Source organism: Rhodococcus sp. IEGM 1305 (genome assembly GCF_030058635.1).
Classification (GTDB): Bacteria; Actinomycetota; Actinomycetes; order Mycobacteriales; family Mycobacteriaceae; genus Rhodococcus_F; species Rhodococcus_F opacus_D.
On record NZ_JASHKX010000006.1, the window covers coordinates 156824 to 176010 of the forward strand.

Below are 19187 nucleotides of genomic sequence, written 5' to 3' on the forward strand. Positions count from 1 at the left end.
TCAGCCCCCGATCGCTGCCAGGTACTCGCTGTAGAACAGCGCGAGCCCGATCGCGGAGGCGATGGCGGCCAACAACCAGAACCGGATGATCACCGTGGTTTCCGCCCACCCTGCGAGTTCGAAGTGGTGGTGGAACGGAGCCATCCGGAACACTCGTCTTCGGCTCGACCGGAACACCGCGACCTGGATCACGACCGATGCCGCCTCGGCGACGAACAGCGCGCCGATCACGACCATCAGCAGTTCGGTGCGCGTCGTGATCGACAGTCCGGCGAGCATGCCGCCGAGTGCCAGCGAACCGGTGTCGCCCATGAAGATCTTCGCCGGCGCCGCGTTCCACCACAGGAATCCGATGCACGCACCGGCACCGGCCGCGCAGATCAGGGCCAGGTCGAGCGGATCTCGGACGTCGTAGCAGCCCTTGCCGGGGCTCGTCTCGCACGCGTTGCGGTACTGCCAGAACGTGATGATCACGTACGCGCCGAGGACCAGGCTCATGGACCCGGCAGCGAGACCGTCGAGGCCGTCGGTGAGATTGACCGCGTTCGACCAGGCGCTCACCAGGAGGTAGCAGAACGCGACGAACACGACGGAGCCCATCGTGACCGTCGCGATGTCACGCACGTACGACAGGTGCTCGCTGCCCGGTGTGAGGTCGTTCGCGCCCCGGAACTGCAGCGCGAGAATGCCGAACGCCACTGCCGCGATGAGCTGTCCGACCAGCTTCGCCGTCTTGTTCAGTCCGAGGTTGCGCTGCTTGCGGATCTTGATGAAGTCGTCGAGGAACCCGACCCCGCCGAGCGCCGTCGTGAGACCGAGAACCAGCAGTCCCGATGCCGACGGCCCGTCCGCGTTGTAGCCGATGCCGATCAGGTGCGAACCCCAGTAGCCGGCCCACAGTCCGGCGAGGATGGCGACGCCACCCATCGTCGGGGTGCCGCGCTTCGACTGGTGGCTCGCCGGACCTTCGACACGGATCTCCTGGCCGAATCCCTGACGGGAGAAGGCCTTGATGAGAACGGGGGTCAGCAGAATCGAGACGGCGAGCGCGATGCCCGCCGCGAAGAGGATCTGTCTCACCGCGTAGCCTCCGAACCCTTCTGTCCCGTGCTTCCCGCCAACACCGTGTCCGCGACCTCCCACAATCCGATGGACTGCGACGCCTTGACCAGCACCAGATCACCCGGCGCCAGTTCCGCTTCGAGCAAGGCGACCGCACCGGCGATGTCGGGGACGAGGATCGACTCCTCACCCCACGAACCCTCCATGACCGCACCCTGATGCATGGCGCGGGCGGGCCTGCCGGTTCCGACGATGATCAGCCTGCTCACGTCCAGTCGGACGGCGAATCTGCCGATGGCGTCGTGTTCGACCACTGATTCTGGACCCAGCTCGGCCATTTCTCCGAGCACCGCCCAACTCCGGCGCGCCGCACCCCGGCCCGTCCTGGCCATCGACACCAGCGCCTTCAGGGCCGCCCGCATCGAGTCGGGGTTCGCGTTGTACGAATCGTTGACGACGGTCACACCGTCCGGCCGGTCGCGGACGTCCATCCGGCGCGCCGAGACGGCGGCGGCACCGGAGAGGGCCTGCGCGATCTGCTCGAGGTCCGCCCCGCATTCGAGCGCCACCGCCGCTGCGGCGAGCGCGTTGCCGACCTGGTGTTCGCCGTGCACGGCGAGCTCGACGGCGACACTGCCCACCGGCGCCGTGAGAGTGAAACGCGCCCTTGCCTTCTCGTCGAGCACGATGTCGGTGGCCCGCACGTGCGCGGACTCCGACCGGCCGACGAGGACCACACGGGCCGACGTGCGCGGGGCCATGGCTGCCACCAGCGGATCGTCGGCGTTGAGGATCGCGACACCACCCTCGTCCGCCGAGGGCAGCGACTCCGCGAGTTCGCCCTTGGCGGCGGCGATCGCGTCACGCGAACCGAATTCGCCGAGGTGCGCCGTACCCACGTTGAGGACGACCCCGATCTTCGGGGGTGCGATGTTCGCGAGGGAGGCGATGTGGCCGCGGCCGCGGGCCGACATCTCCAGAACCAGAAATCCCGTGTCCGCGTCCGCGCGCAGCGCGGTCCACGGGTGGCCGAGTTCGTTGTTGAACGATCCGGGCGGCGCGACGACGGGGCCGAGGGGGCGCAGGACGGCGGCGAGCAGATCCTTGGTCGACGTCTTTCCCGCCGATCCGGTGACGCCGACGACGGTCAGCCCCTTCGCGGTGAGGCCGTCGACGGAGGCGCGCGCGAGCTTCGCGAGGGCCGCGAGCACGGCGGCGCCCGATCCGTCGGTGTCGTGTTCGAGAGCCATCGCCTTGCTCGGGATGTCGCTGGGCGTCGGGGTGACGACGATCGCGGGGACGCCGACCGGGCGCGCGGCCAGGACCGCGACCGCACCGGCCTCGACCGCCGACGCCGCGTGATCGTGGCCGTCCACGTGGGCGCCGGGCAGGGCGAGGAACAGCCCCCCGGCGGTGACCTTGCGCGAGTCGAACTCCACCGTTCCCGTCACCTCGGCCGACGGATCGGCGACGCCGTGCAGTTCGCCGCCCACGATCTCGGCGATGCGAGCGAGTGTCATCGGGATCATCGCGCTCCTCCGACCTGTCGCTCGATCGCGTCGCCCAGTACGTCGCGGTCGTCAAATGGGTACTTCACCCCGTGTATCTCCTGACCGATCTCGTGTCCCTTGCCTGCGACCAGAACCACGTCGCCTGCCTGCGCCCAGCCGACGGCGTCGGCGATCGCCTTCGCTCGGTCCGCTACTTCCCACACCTGTCCCCGCTCGGATTCGGGCACTCCGAGAGCGCCCTCGCGGACCGCGGCCCTGATCTTCGCCGGGTCCTCGGTGCGGGGGTTGTCGTCCGTGATGATCAGCAGGTCGGCACCGCGCGCGGCCGCGGCGCCCATCAGCGGCCGCTTGCCTGCGTCGCGATCGCCGCCCGCACCCACGACGACAGCGACGCGACCGCGCACCTGCTCGCGCAGCGTCGCGATCACGGCCTCGACCGCTGCGGGCTTGTGCGCGTAGTCGACGACGGCGAGGAAGTCCTGTCCCCGGTCGATCCGCTGCACCCGGCCCGGCACGTCGACCCCGGCGATGCCCCGGGCGGCGTCGCGCGGATCGACACCCAGCGCCGCGCACAGCGCGACGGCGAGGGAAGCGTTGGCGACGTTGTACTGCCCCGGCAGACGGAGCTCCACGTCGAGTGTCGTGCCCTCGGCCGTGGTGAGCGCGAAGGTCTGCGAGCCCGAGAGCGACACCGTCGCCGGGCCCGCCGTCCACACCGCGCCCTCGCTGTCCGGCGTGGTCGCGACCGTCGTCACGATCGAGTGCGCACCGCGGGCGACGTCGGCCATCCGCTGTCCCCACACGTCGTCGATGCAGATGACGGCGTGCTGGGCGTGCACGGACGAATCGGCCGCGAAGAGCCGCGCCTTCGCGGCGAAGTAGTCCTCGAAGTCGCGGTGGAAGTCCAGGTGGTCCTGGGAGAGGTTCGTGAAGGCGCCCACATCGAAGCGGACTCCGTCGACGCGGCCGAGCGACAGCGCGTGGCTGGACACCTCCATCACGACGGTGTCGATCCCCTGCTCGAGCATCACGGCGAACAGGGCGTGGAGCTGCGGCGCCTCGGGGGTCGTCAGTGCGCTCGGCACCCGGCGGCCACTCATCCGGGTCTCGATGGTGCCCACGAGACCGGTCGTCCGCCCCGCGGCGGTGAGCGCGGCTTCGACGAGATACGAGGTCGTGGTCTTCCCCGACGTCCCGGTGATGCCGATGACCTGCATCTTCTCCGAGGGCCGGCCGTAAATGGTTGCCGACAGCTCACCGAGGACGCCGCGTGGGTCGTCGTGGACGAGCACCGGCATGTCCGAGCCCAGCGCGGACACCAGCGCGAATCCGGCCTCGTCGGTGAGGATCGCGGTCGCGCCGCGTGCGAGAGCGTCGGCGGCGAATTCCGCGCCGTGCGCGCGGGCCCCGGGAAGGGCCGCGAACAGATCGCCCTCGACGATCCCCTGGGCGCGGAGATCCACCCCGGTGACGATGACGTGCTCGGCGGTTCCGGTGGGTGCCTCGACCCTCGCTCCGGCGAGCGCTGCCAGAGCGCTCACCGTGGTACGGACCGGCTGGGCGGGGCGAAGGCTGTCTGTGACCTTCACCTCCACTGACGCCGACTGCGGGCGGGACGGAACAGGCACCGGGCTCCTCTCGGATGTCGACTCTCACTGACAACGGCATAGTGCACGGATCGATACAGCGTGCTACCTCGGCAGTTCCCTGCGTCCACGGGAAAGTCCGTGTCCACTGAACGGCCGACGTGTCAGATTACCGCGAGCGCTCTCGGAACCCGATTCGGCCGACCTTCGCTCAATCGGCCTGCAGCACCAGCCTGCGTCCGGGGTCCGGGGACATCGGCACGCTGTCGCGCTGCAGCATCCAGGACGCGACGTTGTGGAACAGCGGCGCCGCGGATTGGCCGCCGGAACCGTCCGCGCTGCGTGTCGGCGCGTTCAGCATGATTCCGACGACGTACCGCGGGTTGTCGGCGGGGGCGATCCCGGCGAACGTGATCCAGTAGTTCGAGTTCGAGTAGCACTTGCAGGCGGGGTCGACCTGCTGGGCGGTGCCCGTCTTGCCGCTGATCTGGTACCCGTCGACGGCTGCCTGCACCCCGGTACCGCGCTGGTTGCCCGTGTCGTTCTGGGTGACGGAGCGGAACATGTCACGGACGGTGGACGCGGTCTGGGGGCTGACGACCGTCACCTCCTCGGGCGCCTCGGTCTCCGTCCGGTTCCCCGACGCGTCGACGGTCGCCTTGACGATGCGCGGCGGGATGCGAACGCCGTCGTTGGCGATCGCCTGGTACATGCCGGTCATCTGCAGCAGCGTCATCGACAGGCCCTGACCGATCGGCAGGTTCGCGAACGTGCCCCCCGACCACTGGTCGCGGCTGGGGACGCTGCCCGCGCTCTCGCCGGGTAGTCCGACGTCGGTGCGCTGGCCGAGCCCGAACCTGGACAGCATGTCCGCGTAGCGGTCCTCCCCCACCCGCTGGGCGAGCATCAGGGTGCCCACGTTCGAGGACTTCCCGAACACACCCGTGGCCGTGTACGGGGCGACCCCGTGGTCCCACGCGTCCTTCACCGACACACCCGACATCTGAATGTTGCCGGGAACTTCGAGAACTTCGTCCGGTGTGGTCAGCCCGTACTCGATCGCGGCGGCCGCGGTGACGATCTTGTTGACAGAGCCCGGTTCGAACGGCGTGCTCACCGACAGGTTGCCCATCTCCGCGGTCCGCGGATTGTTGCCCACCCCGATCGCCGGGTTGAACGTGCTGTCGTTCGACATCGCGAGCACCTCACCGGTGTGGGAGTCGAGCACGACCGCCGAGGCGTCCTTCGCACCGGACTTGTCCTTGGCCATCTGCACCTGCTGCTGAACGTAGTACTGCAGGTCGGAGTCGATGGTGAGCTCGACGCTCGACCCGTCCACCGCCGGTTGCTTGTCACGCCAGCTGCCGGGAATCACCGCGCCGTCGGAGCCCCGGTCGTAGGTCTGGGAGCCGTCGGTGCCTGCCAGGGTGGAGTCGAGCGAGTCCTCGAGGCCGAGCAGTCCGTGGCCGTCCCAGCCGGTGGCGCCGACGAGGTTGGCGGCAAGGGATCCGCCCGGATACTCGCGGATGTCCTGGCGTTCGAGTCCGACCTCCGGGAACTTGTCGCTGATCTGCGCCGCGATGTTGGGGTCGACGCTGCGCGCGAGATAGACGAACGTGTCGTCGCCGTGCAGTTTCTCCTTCAGATCCTTCTCGGGTGCGGCGTCGCCGAGCCGGTCGTGGATCTCCTTCGCGATCGCGTCGAGACGGGAGTCGACGTCGGGGGCGGTGTCGCTCTTGGCCTTCGCCTCCTCGAGTTCCTTCCGCACCCGTGCGGGCTGGAACGTCAGGGCCTTCGCTTCCATCGTGAACGCAATGGGGTTGGAGTTGCGGTCGGTGATCGACCCGCGCAGCGCCGGATCCACCTCGGTGGTGGTGCGCTGGTTCGCCGCCTCCGCGGACAGTTGTGGTGCGTCGATGACCTGGATCCACAGAAGCTGCACTGCGGCGAGGCCGAGCGCCAAGAACATCACCAGGCGTCCGTACCGTTGCCTGAACGGAAAGGACGCCGAACCGGCGCCCTTGGGGCGCCGGGGACGACTTCTCGGTGCGCTTCGATTCACCGGCGACCGCCGGACGGTGGAGCAGTCGTCGGAGCGGTGGTCGAGGGGATCACGGGAACCAATTGTTCACCCTGAGCTTGGATCTCCGTGCCATTGCCGGGCTGCGGCGTGGCGCGCGGCGACTGCGTCGTCGTCCCGCGGTTGGGGGCGGTCGCGACGGCGTTGCCGCGCTGGGTGGGCGGGACGGCGACATCCAGCGGCGGCACGGGTGCACCGGACGCCGGGGCCGGCTTTCCGACGACCTCGACGCTGCCGTCGGGATGGACGACGAGGCGAGCGGGATCGTTGGCGGGCACCATGCCGAGCTTGGCCGCTTCCTCTGCCAGTTTCGGGGCGGAGTTGGCGGTCTCGACGTCACGCTGCAGCGCGGCCTTCTCCTCCGCGAGTGACTGGTTGTGAGCGCGGGCGGCGCTCAGCTGGTACGAGTCCTCGGCGGAGCGGGTGGTCAGCAGCAGTGTCATGGCCAGACCCATGGCGAGCAGAACGAGGATCGTCGCCACGAACGGGATGCGGGCGGTGAGCGTACCGGTGCGGTTCTTGCCGGAGACGGCGATCGCGGACCCACTGTGCACGGCCGCACGCTGGGTGCGCTTCTTGTACGCCCGCTCAGCCGCGCCCGTCCGGTTGGCCGCCCGCGCGGGCCGCATCTCGGTGGAACTCACCTGAACCGTCATGCCGCCGACCTCCTGGCAATTCTTTCTGCAGCGCGCAAACGCACCGGGGCTGATCGTGGGTTCTCTTCGACTTCCTGTTCGGACGCCCGCTCCGCCCCTCGTGTGAGGATCCGGAACTCCGGTCCCATCCCCGGTAGTTCGACAGGAAGCCCCTCGGGGCTCTTCGACTTCGACCTGGGAGTGATTTCCTGCTTGACGACCCGGTCTTCCAGGGATTGGTACGACATGAACACGACGCGTCCCCCGACGGTCAACGCGTCGAGTGCAGCCGGGACCGCGGCGCGCAGTGAATCGAGCTCGCCGTTGACCTCCACTCGAAGGGCCTGGAACGTCCGCTTGGCGGGATGTCCCCCGGTACGGCGGGTCGCCGCAGGAATGGAGCGGTACAGCAGTTCGACCAGCGCTGCGCTGGTGGTGAACGGCTCCTTCGCGCGCTGCCGGACGATCTCCGACGCGATCTTGCCCGCGAAGCGCTCCTCGCCGTACGTGCTGAGGATACGAGCGAGATCTCCGTGGCTGTACGTGTTGAGGACCTCGGCCGCGGTGATGCCGGTGGTCGGGTCCATCCGCATGTCGAGGGGCGCGTCGATCGAATACGCGAACCCCCGATCCGATTCGTCGAGCTGCATCGAGGAAACGCCGAGGTCGAAGAGGATCCCGTGCACCGACTCCTGCGCGGGCAGGCCCGCCTGGTCGAGCGCGTCCTCGATGCCGTCGTAGCGGGTGTGCACGAACGTGATGCGATCGGCGAACGGTGCGAGCCGTCCGCCGGCGATCTCGAGCGCGTGCGGATCACGGTCGAGGGCGATGAGCCTCAGCTGAGGGTAGGTCCGCAGGAAGTGCTCGGAGTGTCCGCCGAGACCGAGGGTCGCGTCGATCATGACGGCTCCCCCGCCCTGCGGGTCGTTCACGGTGAGGGCGGGACCCAGCAGTTCGTCGGCGCGGTGAAGCAGAACCGGAATGTGACCGAAACCATCGGCGGGCGAGGAATCTTCCCCCTCGTGATCCACCATGATCCCTCCGGCTCCTGCTCTGTGGTGCGGGTGAAGCGCCCGGTGCCGGGGTTCACTGCTCGAACTTCTCTTGTCGGCCAGTTGCCGTGGCGAATGCTTCGAGGTCCCTGCCCGAAATGAAAACCTGGCGCTGGGGAAGTGCGTCAGGGTTCCGTCGGACAGAGGCCTCGCGGCATTCGCGGGGACGCGGTCACGCTCAGACGATCTCGCCGAGCACGACTCCTGTTGCCTGCGAGTAGTTCTCCTCGTTCGCCTCGACGTAGGTCTGCCAGGCTTGCGCATCCCAGATTTCGAGGAAATCGACCGAACCGATCACTACGCAGTCCTTGGAGAGACCCGCGTAACGACGGTGATCTGCCGAGAGGGTGATGCGCCCCTGGGCATCTGCGTGCTGCTCGTCGGTACCTGCCGCCAGTCCGCGAACGAAGGCTCGCGCCTCCGGATCGCTTCTCGACGCGGCCGCGGCCTTGCGTGCGAGAGCGGTGAACTCTTCCCGGGGATACACCGCGAGGCTGTGATCCTGACCCTTGGTGACCATCAACCCTCCCGCCAGCGCATCCCGGAACTTTGCGGGCAACGTGAGCCGCCCCTTGTCGTCGAGCTTCGGCGTGTAGGTACCGAGAAACACTCGACACCTCCCACCGCGTTCATATCGAACGCCGTATGCCCGGGCGGTTCACCTTCGCTCCCCGCTGCGCACCACAGTACCCCACTTTCCCCCACCCACAAGGTGGATAACGGCGTGTTGTTCCCCAATTTGCCCAATACTTGCTGGTCAACGCTCATTGCAGATGGTGGGGGAAAATTCCCGACGTGATCACCGCCACGAGCGGAGCCGATCGGGCTCGTCCCCACAACAGGGCAGGATGGCGCAAAAGCCCAGGTGAAAGCCCAACGCGAGGGGGCGGCGCCCCCGTCTCGCGGTTCGTCGCGGAGCAGAGGGGGGAAAGTGGGGAAACGGGGTGGGTGAGGGTGGGGATTCGTGGGCGGGACGGTTCACTGGCCCCACCGGATCGACCCGCCTCCGCACCCGGGCGACCCGGGACCGGGCCCCGACACAGCAGTGGCGGCGCGGCATCACATGCCACGCCGCCACTGGGCTGCTGAGCGGGTAGTACTACTCCTGCTCGAATCTCTTCTTGAAGCGGTCTTCCATTCGCGACGAGAATCCGCCACTCTTGCGCCCGCTTCGGGGCTTACCGCGATCGGCACGGCCGGTCTCACCTTGCGTGGTCGAGCCACCACGTGAGGACTGTCCGGACTTGCTCTTTCCTCCACCCCACAGGAGGAGGACTCCGGCACCGAACATGACGATGAAGCCGATCAGGCTGATGACGGGAAAACCGCCCGGCTTGATCGGAAGGGCGACGCCGGCGATGAGCAGGACCAGCCCCAGAACGAACAGGGCCACCGCCTGCAATCGACGACGACTCGATGCCGCACGCATGCGACCGCCTCGCACAGTGGAGGCGAACTTGGGATCCTCGGCGTAGAGAGCGCTCTCGATCTGGTCGAGCATGCGCTGCTCGTGCTCGGAGAGTGGCACGGTACCTCCCCCGGCACTGGAGTGTTGGCCACCGCCTCACGGTGCGAGACGGTGGGTAACCGACTTTGGCGGCTACCTAGATTTAATAATACGAGCAGTTCGATCCCCGTACCACCTACTCCACGTACGAGTTCCCGACCAACCTTACGGACTCCCGCACCGAACCCCGTTCGGGGCACCGCAATGTCGCGGACGTCCCACCGTTTTCCCGCCGTTTCCGGGCCCGCCGCCGACTAGGACGCCCGCAGATCGAGACCCGCGCCACGTCCGATGTGATCTTCGACGGCCTGGAGAAAGCGTCCGACCTCGACGAAGAACTCGTCGGCCTCGAGATCGGTGAGGGTTCGCGACATTCCCGCCTCGATCGCGGCGCGGGTGGCGGAGTGCCCGGCGAAGTAGTCGGCCCAGTTCACGAATTCGGGCGCCGCGTCGGCCATGAGAACCCAGGCGTTACGCGTTCGTGTCCGTCTGCGCCCCGCCGCGGGCCCCTCGACGGCGGCCAGCACTGCGCCCGCCCCGCGGAGCGCGGCCAGATACGCGCTGTGGAATCGATCCGCCGGCCCACCGGCCCCCACCGATTGAGCGAGGAGCGCGTCGGCGCGATCGAGCAGCACCGAACCCCGCCTGGAGCCCGGGTTGCGTACGTCACCCGGTCGGCGTGAGTTCCCAGAGGTCGGTCCCGTGACCGGGTTCGTCATCACTTCGAACACCTCCAAAACCCCGGTGCAACCACCCCGCCGGGCGTAGTCAGGTCGTGAGTTCGGGGGCCGGCGATGCTCGCTTCCCTCGAGCATCGCCGGATCCCCGCTATCGAACATCTGTTCGACCTATTCAATATAGCTGGACCCACCGACACGTCGTCAAGAGAAAGGTGAGACCGGTCGACACGAACGCTGACCAGACTCCGCTCGTGGTCGAACTCTCGGCCACCGAGTTCCGCGACCGCCTGCACGAGGCGCTGTCGATCTACGTCGCCGCCATGGGCTATCCCCACGGCACCGAATACCACCGGGCGCCGATGTGGAACGAGCACCTGCAGCGTTCGGGGTGGCGGGGCGTCGGCGCGCTCGTCCCGACCGGTGACGGATCCACCGACAACGGGGCCGCCCGGCTCGTCGCCGTCGCCTACGGCTACCGCGGGGCGCCCGAACAGTGGTGGCACCAGCAGGTCCGTTCGGGTCTGCGCCACACGGGGTGGACCCGGGACCAGATCGACGTGATCCTCGGCAACTACTTCGAACTCACCGAACTCCACGTCCACCCGGACGCCCAGGGACACCGGCTCGGCGAGACCCTGCTCCTCCGCCTCCTCGAACGCAGGCCCGAACGCGGGGTGCTGCTCTCCACCCCCGAAGTGGCGGACGAGGACAACCGCGCCTGGCGGCTGTATCGCCGCCTCGGCTTCAGAGACGTCCTGCGCCACTTCCGATTCGCCGGGGACAACCGGCCGTTCGCGGTGCTGGGACGCGGGCTTCCCCTGTGATCGACGCGGTGGTGGTGGGGTCGGGACACAACGCCCTCGTGTCGGCGTGTTACCTCGCGCGATCCGGCTGGTCGGTCGAGGTGATCGAACGCGACACCGTGCTCGGCGGCGCGGTGTCCACGGTGGAACGCTTCCCCGGGTACAAGGTCGACCGCGGTTCGTCCGCGCACATCATGGTCCGTCACACGGGGATCGTCGAGGAACTCGATCTCGGTTCGCACGGACTGCGGTACCTCGACTGCGATCCGTGGGCGTTCGCCCCCGCCCCGGCGGGTTCGGATCGGCCGGGCATCGTGTTCCGCCGCAGCCTGGATGCGACGTGCCGGTCCATCGAGGAGTCCTGCGGCGCCGCGGATGCCGACGCGTACCGCCGGTTCGTGGCGGTGTGGGGTCCGCGCAGCGCACGCGTCATGCGCGCGTTCTCGAATCGGCCGACCGGGCCTGCGCTGCTCTCGTCGTTCTGGGGGCTCGACACGGGCGGCGGCGGCAGCGACCTGTCCCGGCAGTTCCTCGGTTCCGGTGACGCGCTGCTCGACGAGTACTTCGACGACGAGCGTCTCAAGGCCGCCCTCGCATGGTTCGGCGCCCAGTCCGGTCCGCCGATGTCGGAGCCGGGGACGGCGCCGATGGTCGGATTCGCGGCGCTGATGCACACCATTCCGCCCGGCCGTGCCGTCGGCGGCAGCGGAGCCCTGACCGCGGCTCTCGCCGCGAGGCTGCGGGCCGACTCCGGGACCGTCTCGCTCGGCGACTCGGTGGTCTCGTTGAGCCGCGACGGCGACTCCTGGACGACGCGGACGGCGTCCGGCCGGGAGATCCGCTCACGGGCCGTGATCGCGGGCTGTCACGTGCTGACCACACTCGGCCTGCTCGAGCGCGGCGGGTACGACGCGCAGACCCTCCACCGGTGGCGTCGCCGGATCCGCGTCGGCCCGGGGATCGGGATGGTGGTGCGGTTGGCCACCGACGCCCTCCCCGCCTATCCGAGTGCGCCCGACGCCTCGGTCACCCACGGGCTCCAGCTACTGGTCTCGGATCGCGCGCACCTGCGGCTCGCGCACGGCGCGGCGCTCGCCGGGGAACTCCCGCCGCGGCCCGCGGTGCTGGGAATGAGCTTCAGTGGCCTCGACCCCACCATCGCACCCGAGGGCAGGCACCAGGTGACCCTGTGGTCGCAGTGGCAGCCGTACCGGCTGAGCGGCGGCAGGCGCTGGAGCGACCTCGCCGGACCGGAGGCCGATCGGATCGTCGCCGAGATCGACGCGCTGGCACCCGGTTTCGGTCAGTCCGTCCTCGACCGGCACGTGCAGTCGCCGCAGGACCTCGAAGACGAGATGGGGTTGCTCGGCGGCAACGTCATGCACGTGGAGATGTCGCTGGACCAGATGATGATGTGGCGTCCCCTCCCCGAACTGTCCGGGCACCGGGTGCCGGGCGCCGACCGCCTGTACCTCACCGGCGCCTCCACCCACCCGGGCGGCGGGGTGTCCGGCGCGAGCGGTCGCAGCGCCGCACGCATCGCGCTCCACGACGACCGGCGGGGCCTGGGACGCCTGCGACGCCGGCGATGACCTCCCGCCTGCCCCTGATCCTCGCCGGCGCGGCGGTCGCGGCGCAGATCGTCTACCCGCTGGTGCACGGCGGTACCCGCGACGTGGTCACCGTGCTCGTCGTCGCGCTGCTGGCCGCGGCGTCCGTCACCCACGCGGCCGTCACCCGGGGTGCCCGCTGGACGGTGGGACTGGTGCTCGTCACCGCAGGGCTCGGTCTGTGCTCCGAGGTCGTCGGCACGGCCACCGGCTTCCCCTACGGCTGCTACGACTACAGCGTCGACCGGCTCGGGCCCGCACTCGCCGGGGTGCCTCTCGTGGTGCCGTTCGCCTGGACGGCCGGGTTCTATCCGGTGTGGTGTGTGGCGTCCGTGCTCGCGCGCGGCCCGCACCGACGGCTGACGCGCATCGCGCTGACGACGATCGGTGTCGTCGGCTGGGACCTGTACCTCGACCCGCAGATGGTCGCGGACAGGCAGTGGCACTGGTGTGTCACCGACGCCGGCCTGCCCGGTACCGAACACATTCCGCTGACCAACTACGCCGGGTGGTTCGTCGTCGCGGCCGTGATGGCCGTCGCCGTGGACCGCATCGACCGTCGACTGGACGCCGGGACCCGGCACCGTGACGGTGTCCCGATCGGGTTGTTCCTGTGGACGTGGCTCGGTTCGGCGCTGGCCCACTCGGTGTTCCTGGGCTCTCCCGAGTTGCGGTATTCGGCGATCTACGGGTGGTTGGCGATGGGAATCCTGGGAGTTCCGCTGCTCGTGTCGCTGCTTCGGCCGCGCGCCCGGCGACCCGGGACCCACGACACGCACCCTCACGCCTGACACCGATCCACTCCCCTGGCACGATACGACTGTGCAGCCGCCCTCAGTTCCGACCTCGACCCGCTCGCGGAGGGCTTTGTCCCTCGCGGCCCTCGGGCTCCTCCTCGTGCCCCTCCTCGCGGGATGCCTGCGGGTTCAGGTGTCGATGGGGGTGTCCGCCGACGACCGGGTCTCCGGCCAGATCGTGGCCGCCGCCGTGCCGGCGAACGATCAGGACAAGGGCCCGCAACTCACTCCGCCCGACTCGCTGTCGGACAAGGTGCGCGTCCAGGAGTACAAGAAGGACGGGTACGTCGGCAGCCAGGCGTTCTTCAGCGACCTCACGTTCGGCGACGTGCAGCAGCTCGGCACCATGTCGGAGCAGGCCAACGGGAGTTTCCAGATCTCGCTCCAGCGGACCGGCGACCTCGTGACCCTCGACGGGAAGGCCGATCTCAGTTCGGTCCCCGCGCAGGGCACGGACGTGCAGTTCACGATCGCCTTCCCGGCGCGCGTCGCCACCACCAACGGCACCCGCGAGGGCGACTCGATCGTGTCGTGGAAACTTCCCGCCGGCGACACCTCGACGATCCGCGCCGAGGTGCGCTACTCGGACCCGAGCACCCGCAGCTTCGCGGGCTGGGCGGGCATCATGGCCGGCGTGACGCTGGGCGTCGCCGTGATCGTCGGTGCGCTGGCCTGGATGGCCCGCAACAAGGATCCGGTGATCGGCAGCGGTCGCGCACGGGACCACTCGGAGGTGTGACCTCTCGCCCGATCGAGCGGGTCGTCCGGATCGGCTCCCTGATCTCGGTTCTCGGACTCGCCACCACCGTCGTCAACCTGTGCCGCGCCCCGCGCCTCCCCACGGCGGCCCGCCCGGTCACCGAACCCGTCACCGTCTGCATCCCGGCCCGGGACGAACGTGACCGGCTGCCGGACCTGATCGGTGACCTGCGAGAACAGCGAGGCGTCGACGATCTGCGGGTGTTCGTCTACGACGACGCCTCCACGGACGGGACCGCCGACGTCGCGGACGCTGCGAGCGGCGCGGACCCCCGCTTCTCCGTGGTGCGGGGGACCGCGGAACCGCCGCCGGGCTGGGTGGGCAAACCCGCGGCCTGCCATCGGCTGAGTGAGCACGCCTTCGCCCGGGGCCGCGGTGACGGCGGGATACTCGTGTTCCTCGACGCCGATGTGCGGTTGCGTCCGGGTGCCCTGAAGGCCGCCTGCGCCGCACTGCGCGAGTCCGAGGCCGCGCTGGTCTGCCCGTGGCCGTTCCAGCAGGCGGGGTCGGTGACCGAGGCGCTGGTGCAGCCGCTGCTCGCGTGGTCGTGGGCGGCGACGCTGCCGATCCGCGTGGCCGACCGGTCGCGGCGCCCGTCGACGGCGGTGGGCTGCGGGCAGTTCATGGTGTTCGATTCCGCCGCGTACCGCAGGGTCGGAGGTCACCGGGCCGTCGTGGACAGCGTGACCGAGGACCTCGACATCGCGCGGCTGCTCCGCACTCGGGGTCACGCGACCGCACTGGTCGTGGCCGGCCGGTCGGCGTCGTGCCGGATGTACGAGGACGCCGGCGCGCTGCGCCGCGGTTACGACCGCTGGCTGTGGACGGCATTCGGCTCCCGCCTCGGCGCCGTGGCGGTCCTCGGTGCGGCGAGTGTGGCGTACCTCGCGCCGCCGGTCGCGTTCGCGGCCGGACGGGGACGCGTGCGCCGGTGGGGTGCGGTGGGATATCTCGCGGCCACGACGTCGCGGCTGTGCGCCCGGGCACTCGAACGCGGTGGCCGCATCACCGCCGCCGACGTGGCCGGGGCGGTCGCGCACCCGCTGTCCGTCGCCGCGGTGACGGCACTGACGGTGTCGTCACACCGCAATCACCGCCGCGGGCGCACCCGGTGGAAGGGGCGGAGCCTCAGCTGACCCGCGCCGGGGTGACCGCGGCGGGAACCGCCACACCCGACCCGACCTTGTCGCCGAGCCGGGCCAGCACCTCGCTCGTGGCGCGCGCGAAGTTGAGGGTGATGAAGTGCAGGCCGGGTGCGCCCTCCGCGATGAGGCGTTCGCTCATCTCGGTTGCGACGTCGATGCCGATCTCGCGCACGGCGGCGCGGTTCTCCTCCGGACCGTCCCCGGCAGCCGCGGCGAGACGGTTCTCGAGGTGCGCCGGGAGACGCGACCCCGACAGTTCGAGCACGCGGCGGACCGACCGCAGCGACGTGATCGGCATGATCTCGGGGATGATCGGCTTGGCGCCCTGTTCGGGGTCGTACGCCGACACCCGGTCGCGTAGCCGCAGGTAGTCGTCCACGTCGAAGAACATCTGGGTGATCGAGTACTCGGCGCCTGCCCGCAGCTTCGACACCAGGTACCGGGTGTCGTGCGCGAGATCGGGCGCCCGGTAGTGGCCTTCCGGGAACGACGCGACGCCCACATGGAAGTCGCCGAGGTCGCGGACGAGCCGCACGAGGTCCTCGGCGTACTCGACGCCGTCCGGATGCTTCTCCCACTCGCCCAGCGGGTCACCGGGCGGGTCGCCGCGCAAGACGAGGATGTTGCTGATTCCGCGGTCGGCGTAGGCGCCGACCATCGACCGCAGTTCGTCGACGCTGTGCGACACGGCCGTGAGGTGCGCGACCGGCAGGAGGGTGGTCTCCTCGGCGAGCTGCCCGGTGACGCGGACCGTGCGGTCCCGCGTCGACCCGCCCGCACCGTAGGTCATGGACACGAAGGCCGGACCCATCCGCTCGAACTCCCGGACGGCACGCCACAGGCGAGCCTCGGCGGCCTCGTCACGCGGCGGCGAGAACTCGACGGAAAAGGGGACCCGTCCGTCGCTGGACGACCGGATCCGGTCGACGATGGACGGAGTGCGGGTCACCCAACCTTCGCTGGCCCGCCCCCTGACGGAATCGAATGTCACCCGTCCAGCATAGGTAGTGCCCGGGGCAATGCACCCACTGCGTCTGCGCGGGCGGCGGGATCCGGGTATCCGGCCACCCGGGAGGGCGCCCACTATGGTGGTGTCGACGCCTGTCGCCGGTCTCGGCGCGCACGCGAGAATTCGATCCTGGAGGCAACACTGTCCGTTGGAACGCGCCCCGCCGCCCTCGCGGCCGAGGTCGAAAATGCGCTTCGCGACTTCTTCACCAGCCGGCAGGACCTCGTCGACTCCGTGGGTGGTGGTTACCGCGAGGCCGTGACCACGCTCGAAGACTTCGTCCTGCGCGGAGGCAAGCGGGTCCGCCCGGCCTTCGCGTGGACCGGCTGGCTCGGGGCGGGCGGCGACGCGCGCGGCCCCGACGCCGGACCTGTGCTCCGCGCCTGCTCTGCGCTGGAACTGGTTCAGGCCTGCGCGCTGGTCCACGACGACATCATCGACGCCTCCACGACGCGCCGCGGGTTCCCGACCGTCCACGTCGAGTTCGCGGAACAGCACCGCGCCGGGGCGTGGAGCGGTGATTCCGCTCACTTCGGCGAGAGCGTCGCGATCCTCCTCGGCGATCTCGCGCTGGCCTGGGCCGACGACATGATCCGCGACTCCGGCATCACCCCGGACGCGTCGGCCCGCATCTCCCCCATCTGGTCCGCGATGCGCACCGAGGTGCTCGGCGGGCAGTTCCTCGACATCAGCAACGAGGCCCGGGCGGACGAGTCGATCGACGCCGCCATGAAGGTGAATCGGTACAAGACGGCGGCGTACACCATCGAGCGGCCCCTGCACCTCGGCGCGGCGCTCGCAGGCGCCGACGACACCCTGGTTTCGGCGTACCGCCGATTCGGCACCGACATCGGTATCGCCTTCCAGCTCCGCGACGACCTGCTCGGCGTGTTCGGCGATCCGGCCGTGACGGGGAAACCCTCCGGCGACGACCTCCGGGCGGGCAAACGAACCGTCCTCTTCGCGATGTCGCTGCAGCGCGCCGACGCCGAAGACCCCGCGGCGGCCGAACTCCTCCGCGAAGGCATCGGCACCGATCTGTCCGATTCGGACGTGGACACCCTCCGGACCACGATCACGTCGCTCGGCGCGGTCGCGGACGTGGAGAAGCAGATCGAGGAACTCGTCGGGAACGCGCTGTCGACGCTGGCGGCGAGCACCGCCACCGCCGAGGCGAAACAGCAGCTCACCGAGATGGCCGTCGCCGCGACGCGCCGCGACTACTGAGGGTCTGGGGATGGCCCGCGCGCTCCGGACGGTTCCCGGCCGCACCGATCACGTCGTGGTCGTCGGTGCGGGTCTCGCCGGTCTCTCGGCCGCTCTGCACCTCGCCGGATCGGGCCGGCGGGTCACGGTCCTCGAACGGGAGTCGTCGCCGGGCGGCCGGGTCGGCACCTACCGTGGTCCCGGCTACGACATCGACAACGGTGCCACCGTCCTCACGATGCCCGAACTGGTCGGCGAGGCCCTCGCCGCCGTCGGCGCGGATTTCGCGTCCACCCGGCCGCCGCTCGTCCTGGAGCGGCTGGCGCCGGCGTATCACGCGCGGTTCGCCGATGGTTCCTCGCTGGACGTGCACTCCGATCCCGACGCGATGGTCGCCGAGGTCAGCCGGGTGTGCGGGCCGGAGGAGTCGGCCAGGTACCTGCGGCTGCGGCGCTGGCTCGGCCGGATCTTCGATGCCGAATACCACCGGTTCATGGATGCGAACTTCGACTCGCCGCTGGATCTCGTCTCGTCCCCCGCGGCCGCGCGGGATCTGCTGACGCTCACCGCCCTGGGCGGGTTCGGCAGGCTCGGCGCCCGCGTCGACCGCACGATCACCGATCCGAGACTCCGCCGGATCTTCACGTTCCAGGCCCTGTACGCCGGGGTGGCGCCCGCCGACGCCCTCGCGGTGTACGGCGCGATCGCCCACATGGACACCTCGCTCGGTGTCTACTTCCCCCGCGGCGGGATGCGCTCGATCGCGCTCGCCCTCGCCGATGCCCTCACCACAGCAGGTGGCGAGATCCGGTTCGACACCGAGGTCGCGGCGCTCGAGCGAAACGGGGACCGCGTCGGCGCCGTCGTCACTGCGGCGGGTGACCGCATCGACTGCGACGCGCTGGTGCTCACCCCGGACACCGCCGTCGTCGACGCACTGCTCCGCCCGGTGACACGCCGGACCCCCCGGCGGGTGCGGGTGTCGCCGTCCGCCGTGGTCCTGCACGGGACCGTCCCCACCGCGGTCGCGTCGCAGTGGGCCGCCCAACGACACCACACCATCGATTTCGGTCACGCGTGGAAGCGGACGTTCGCGGAGATCACCGGCCGCGCGGGGCGCGGACGGCTGATGACGGACCCGTCGCTGCTGATCACCCGGCCCGCCCTGTCGGATCCGGGCCTCGTCCTGGACCGCTCGGGGATTCCCTCGGAACCGCTGTCGGTGCTGGCGCCCTGCCCGAACCTGCACAGCGCACCGCTGGAGTGGTCGTCGCTGACCGGCCCGTACGTGAACGAACTGCTGCGCGAACTCGAGACGCGCGGGTACCGCGGGATCGCGGAGCATTTCACGATCGACCGTGTCGACACCCCCCTCACCTGGCTCGGCAAGGGCATGGCGGCGGGCAGCCCCTTCGCGGCGGCGCACGTGTTCCGGCAGACCGGACCGTTCCGGCGCCCCAACCTGGTCAGAGGCCTGGACAACGTCGTGCTCGCCGGTTCCGGCACCGTTCCGGGCGTCGGAGTTCCGACCGTCCTGCTGTCGGGGAAGCTCGCGGCCGCCCGCATCACCGGGCCCACCGCAGCACGAAGCGCGGAAAGACCCACGGAAGCATCAAGTGCGGGAGGATAGGGCGAGGCGTGGCGGGAACTGGTGCCGGCAGCAATTAAACTGGTTCCTCGACCATGCGATGCGCACGCCGATGAGCGCACCGACCGCAACCGAACTCACCTCGGGGGAGGAATC

General features: G+C 69.9%; 17 protein-coding genes. 7 read left to right on the forward strand and 10 right to left on the reverse strand.

The features are described from left to right. The 9 genes from mraY to QM693_RS13315 all read right to left on the reverse strand — a co-directional run bounded on the left by mraY (nt 1) and on the right by QM693_RS13315 (nt 10068). Nucleotides 1-1080, reverse strand: coding sequence for a phospho-N-acetylmuramoyl-pentapeptide-transferase (gene mraY / locus QM693_RS13275; protein WP_005247625.1), 1080 nt, complete (start codon nt 1078-1080; stop codon nt 1-3). After that, entirely contained in the window at nt 1077-2591 is a 1515-nt protein-coding gene (locus tag QM693_RS13280; RefSeq protein WP_283334261.1) for a UDP-N-acetylmuramoyl-tripeptide--D-alanyl-D-alanine ligase, read from the reverse strand. The genes mraY and QM693_RS13280 overlap by 4 nt, the downstream gene beginning before the upstream one ends. Then, nucleotides 2588-4201, reverse strand: coding sequence for a UDP-N-acetylmuramoyl-L-alanyl-D-glutamate--2,6-diaminopimelate ligase (locus QM693_RS13285; RefSeq protein WP_283352562.1), 1614 nt, complete (start codon nt 4199-4201; stop codon nt 2588-2590). The genes QM693_RS13280 and QM693_RS13285 overlap by 4 nt, the downstream gene beginning before the upstream one ends. Before the next feature lie 169 nt (nt 4202-4370). Next, nucleotides 4371-6221, reverse strand: a complete 1851-nt coding sequence (locus QM693_RS13290; protein ID WP_283352563.1) for a peptidoglycan D,D-transpeptidase FtsI family protein — start codon at nt 6219-6221, stop codon at nt 4371-4373. Then, a complete protein-coding gene (ftsL, locus tag QM693_RS13295; protein WP_105413640.1) occupies nt 6218-6895 on the reverse strand; it encodes a cell division protein FtsL in 678 nt (225 codons plus the stop codon). The genes QM693_RS13290 and ftsL overlap by 4 nt, the downstream gene beginning before the upstream one ends. Further along, nucleotides 6892-7908 carry a 16S rRNA (cytosine(1402)-N(4))-methyltransferase RsmH gene (rsmH, locus tag QM693_RS13300; protein ID WP_105413639.1) on the reverse strand — a complete coding sequence of 339 codons (1017 nt, stop codon included), beginning with the start codon at nt 7906-7908 and terminating at the stop codon, nt 6892-6894. The genes ftsL and rsmH overlap by 4 nt, the downstream gene beginning before the upstream one ends. Nucleotides 7909-8104: 196 nt before the next feature. After that, nucleotides 8105-8536 (reverse strand): division/cell wall cluster transcriptional repressor MraZ, encoded by a 432-nt coding sequence (gene mraZ, locus QM693_RS13305; protein ID WP_283352564.1) that lies wholly within the window; start codon nt 8534-8536, stop codon nt 8105-8107. A 489-nt stretch (nt 8537-9025) separates the two neighbouring features. After that, entirely contained in the window at nt 9026-9454 is a 429-nt protein-coding gene (locus tag QM693_RS13310; RefSeq protein WP_009473745.1) for an SCO2097 family morphological protein, read from the reverse strand. A gap of 233 nt (nt 9455-9687) precedes the next feature. Then, on the reverse strand, nt 9688-10068 hold the full coding sequence (locus tag QM693_RS13315; RefSeq protein WP_009473746.1) for an SAV_6107 family HEPN domain-containing protein: 381 nt from the start codon (nt 10066-10068) through the stop codon (nt 9688-9690). A gap of 257 nt (nt 10069-10325) precedes the next feature. On the opposite strand from QM693_RS13315, the gene QM693_RS13320 reads away from it, so the two are divergent. The 5 genes from QM693_RS13320 to QM693_RS13340 are packed head-to-tail and all read left to right on the forward strand — an operon-like array spanning nt 10326 to nt 15219. After that, nucleotides 10326-10937: a GNAT family N-acetyltransferase gene (locus tag QM693_RS13320; RefSeq protein ID WP_283352565.1), complete on the forward strand. Its 612-nt coding sequence runs from the start codon at nt 10326-10328 to the stop codon at nt 10935-10937. Then, nucleotides 10934-12508, forward strand: a complete 1575-nt coding sequence (locus QM693_RS13325; protein WP_283352566.1) for a phytoene desaturase family protein — start codon at nt 10934-10936, stop codon at nt 12506-12508. The genes QM693_RS13320 and QM693_RS13325 overlap by 4 nt, the downstream gene beginning before the upstream one ends. After that, complete coding sequence (locus QM693_RS13330) at nt 12505-13317, forward strand: carotenoid biosynthesis protein (RefSeq protein ID WP_283352567.1); 813 nt, start codon at nt 12505-12507, stop codon at nt 13315-13317. Before QM693_RS13325 ends, QM693_RS13330 begins: the two co-directional genes overlap by 4 nt. Before the next feature lie 31 nt (nt 13318-13348). Beyond that, nucleotides 13349-14062 (forward strand): LppM family (lipo)protein, encoded by a 714-nt coding sequence (locus QM693_RS13335; protein WP_280782570.1) that lies wholly within the window; start codon nt 13349-13351, stop codon nt 14060-14062. After that, nucleotides 14059-15219 (forward strand): glycosyltransferase family 2 protein, encoded by a 1161-nt coding sequence (locus QM693_RS13340; RefSeq protein ID WP_283352568.1) that lies wholly within the window; start codon nt 14059-14061, stop codon nt 15217-15219. Before QM693_RS13335 ends, QM693_RS13340 begins: the two co-directional genes overlap by 4 nt. Here QM693_RS13340 and metF read toward each other — a convergent pair. Beyond that, a complete protein-coding gene (gene metF / locus QM693_RS13345) occupies nt 15212-16177 on the reverse strand; it encodes a methylenetetrahydrofolate reductase [NAD(P)H] (protein WP_283352569.1) in 966 nt (321 codons plus the stop codon). The genes QM693_RS13340 and metF overlap by 8 nt on opposite strands. 189 nt (nt 16178-16366) lie before the next feature. Between metF and QM693_RS13350 the strand changes: the two genes are divergently transcribed. Beyond that, nucleotides 16367-17464, forward strand: coding sequence for a polyprenyl synthetase family protein (locus tag QM693_RS13350; RefSeq protein WP_283352603.1), 1098 nt, complete (start codon nt 16367-16369; stop codon nt 17462-17464). A gap of 10 nt (nt 17465-17474) precedes the next feature. Next, nucleotides 17475-19073 (forward strand): phytoene desaturase family protein, encoded by a 1599-nt coding sequence (gene crtI / locus QM693_RS13355; RefSeq protein WP_283352570.1) that lies wholly within the window; start codon nt 17475-17477, stop codon nt 19071-19073. The last annotated feature ends 114 nt before the right edge of the window (nt 19074-19187 follow it).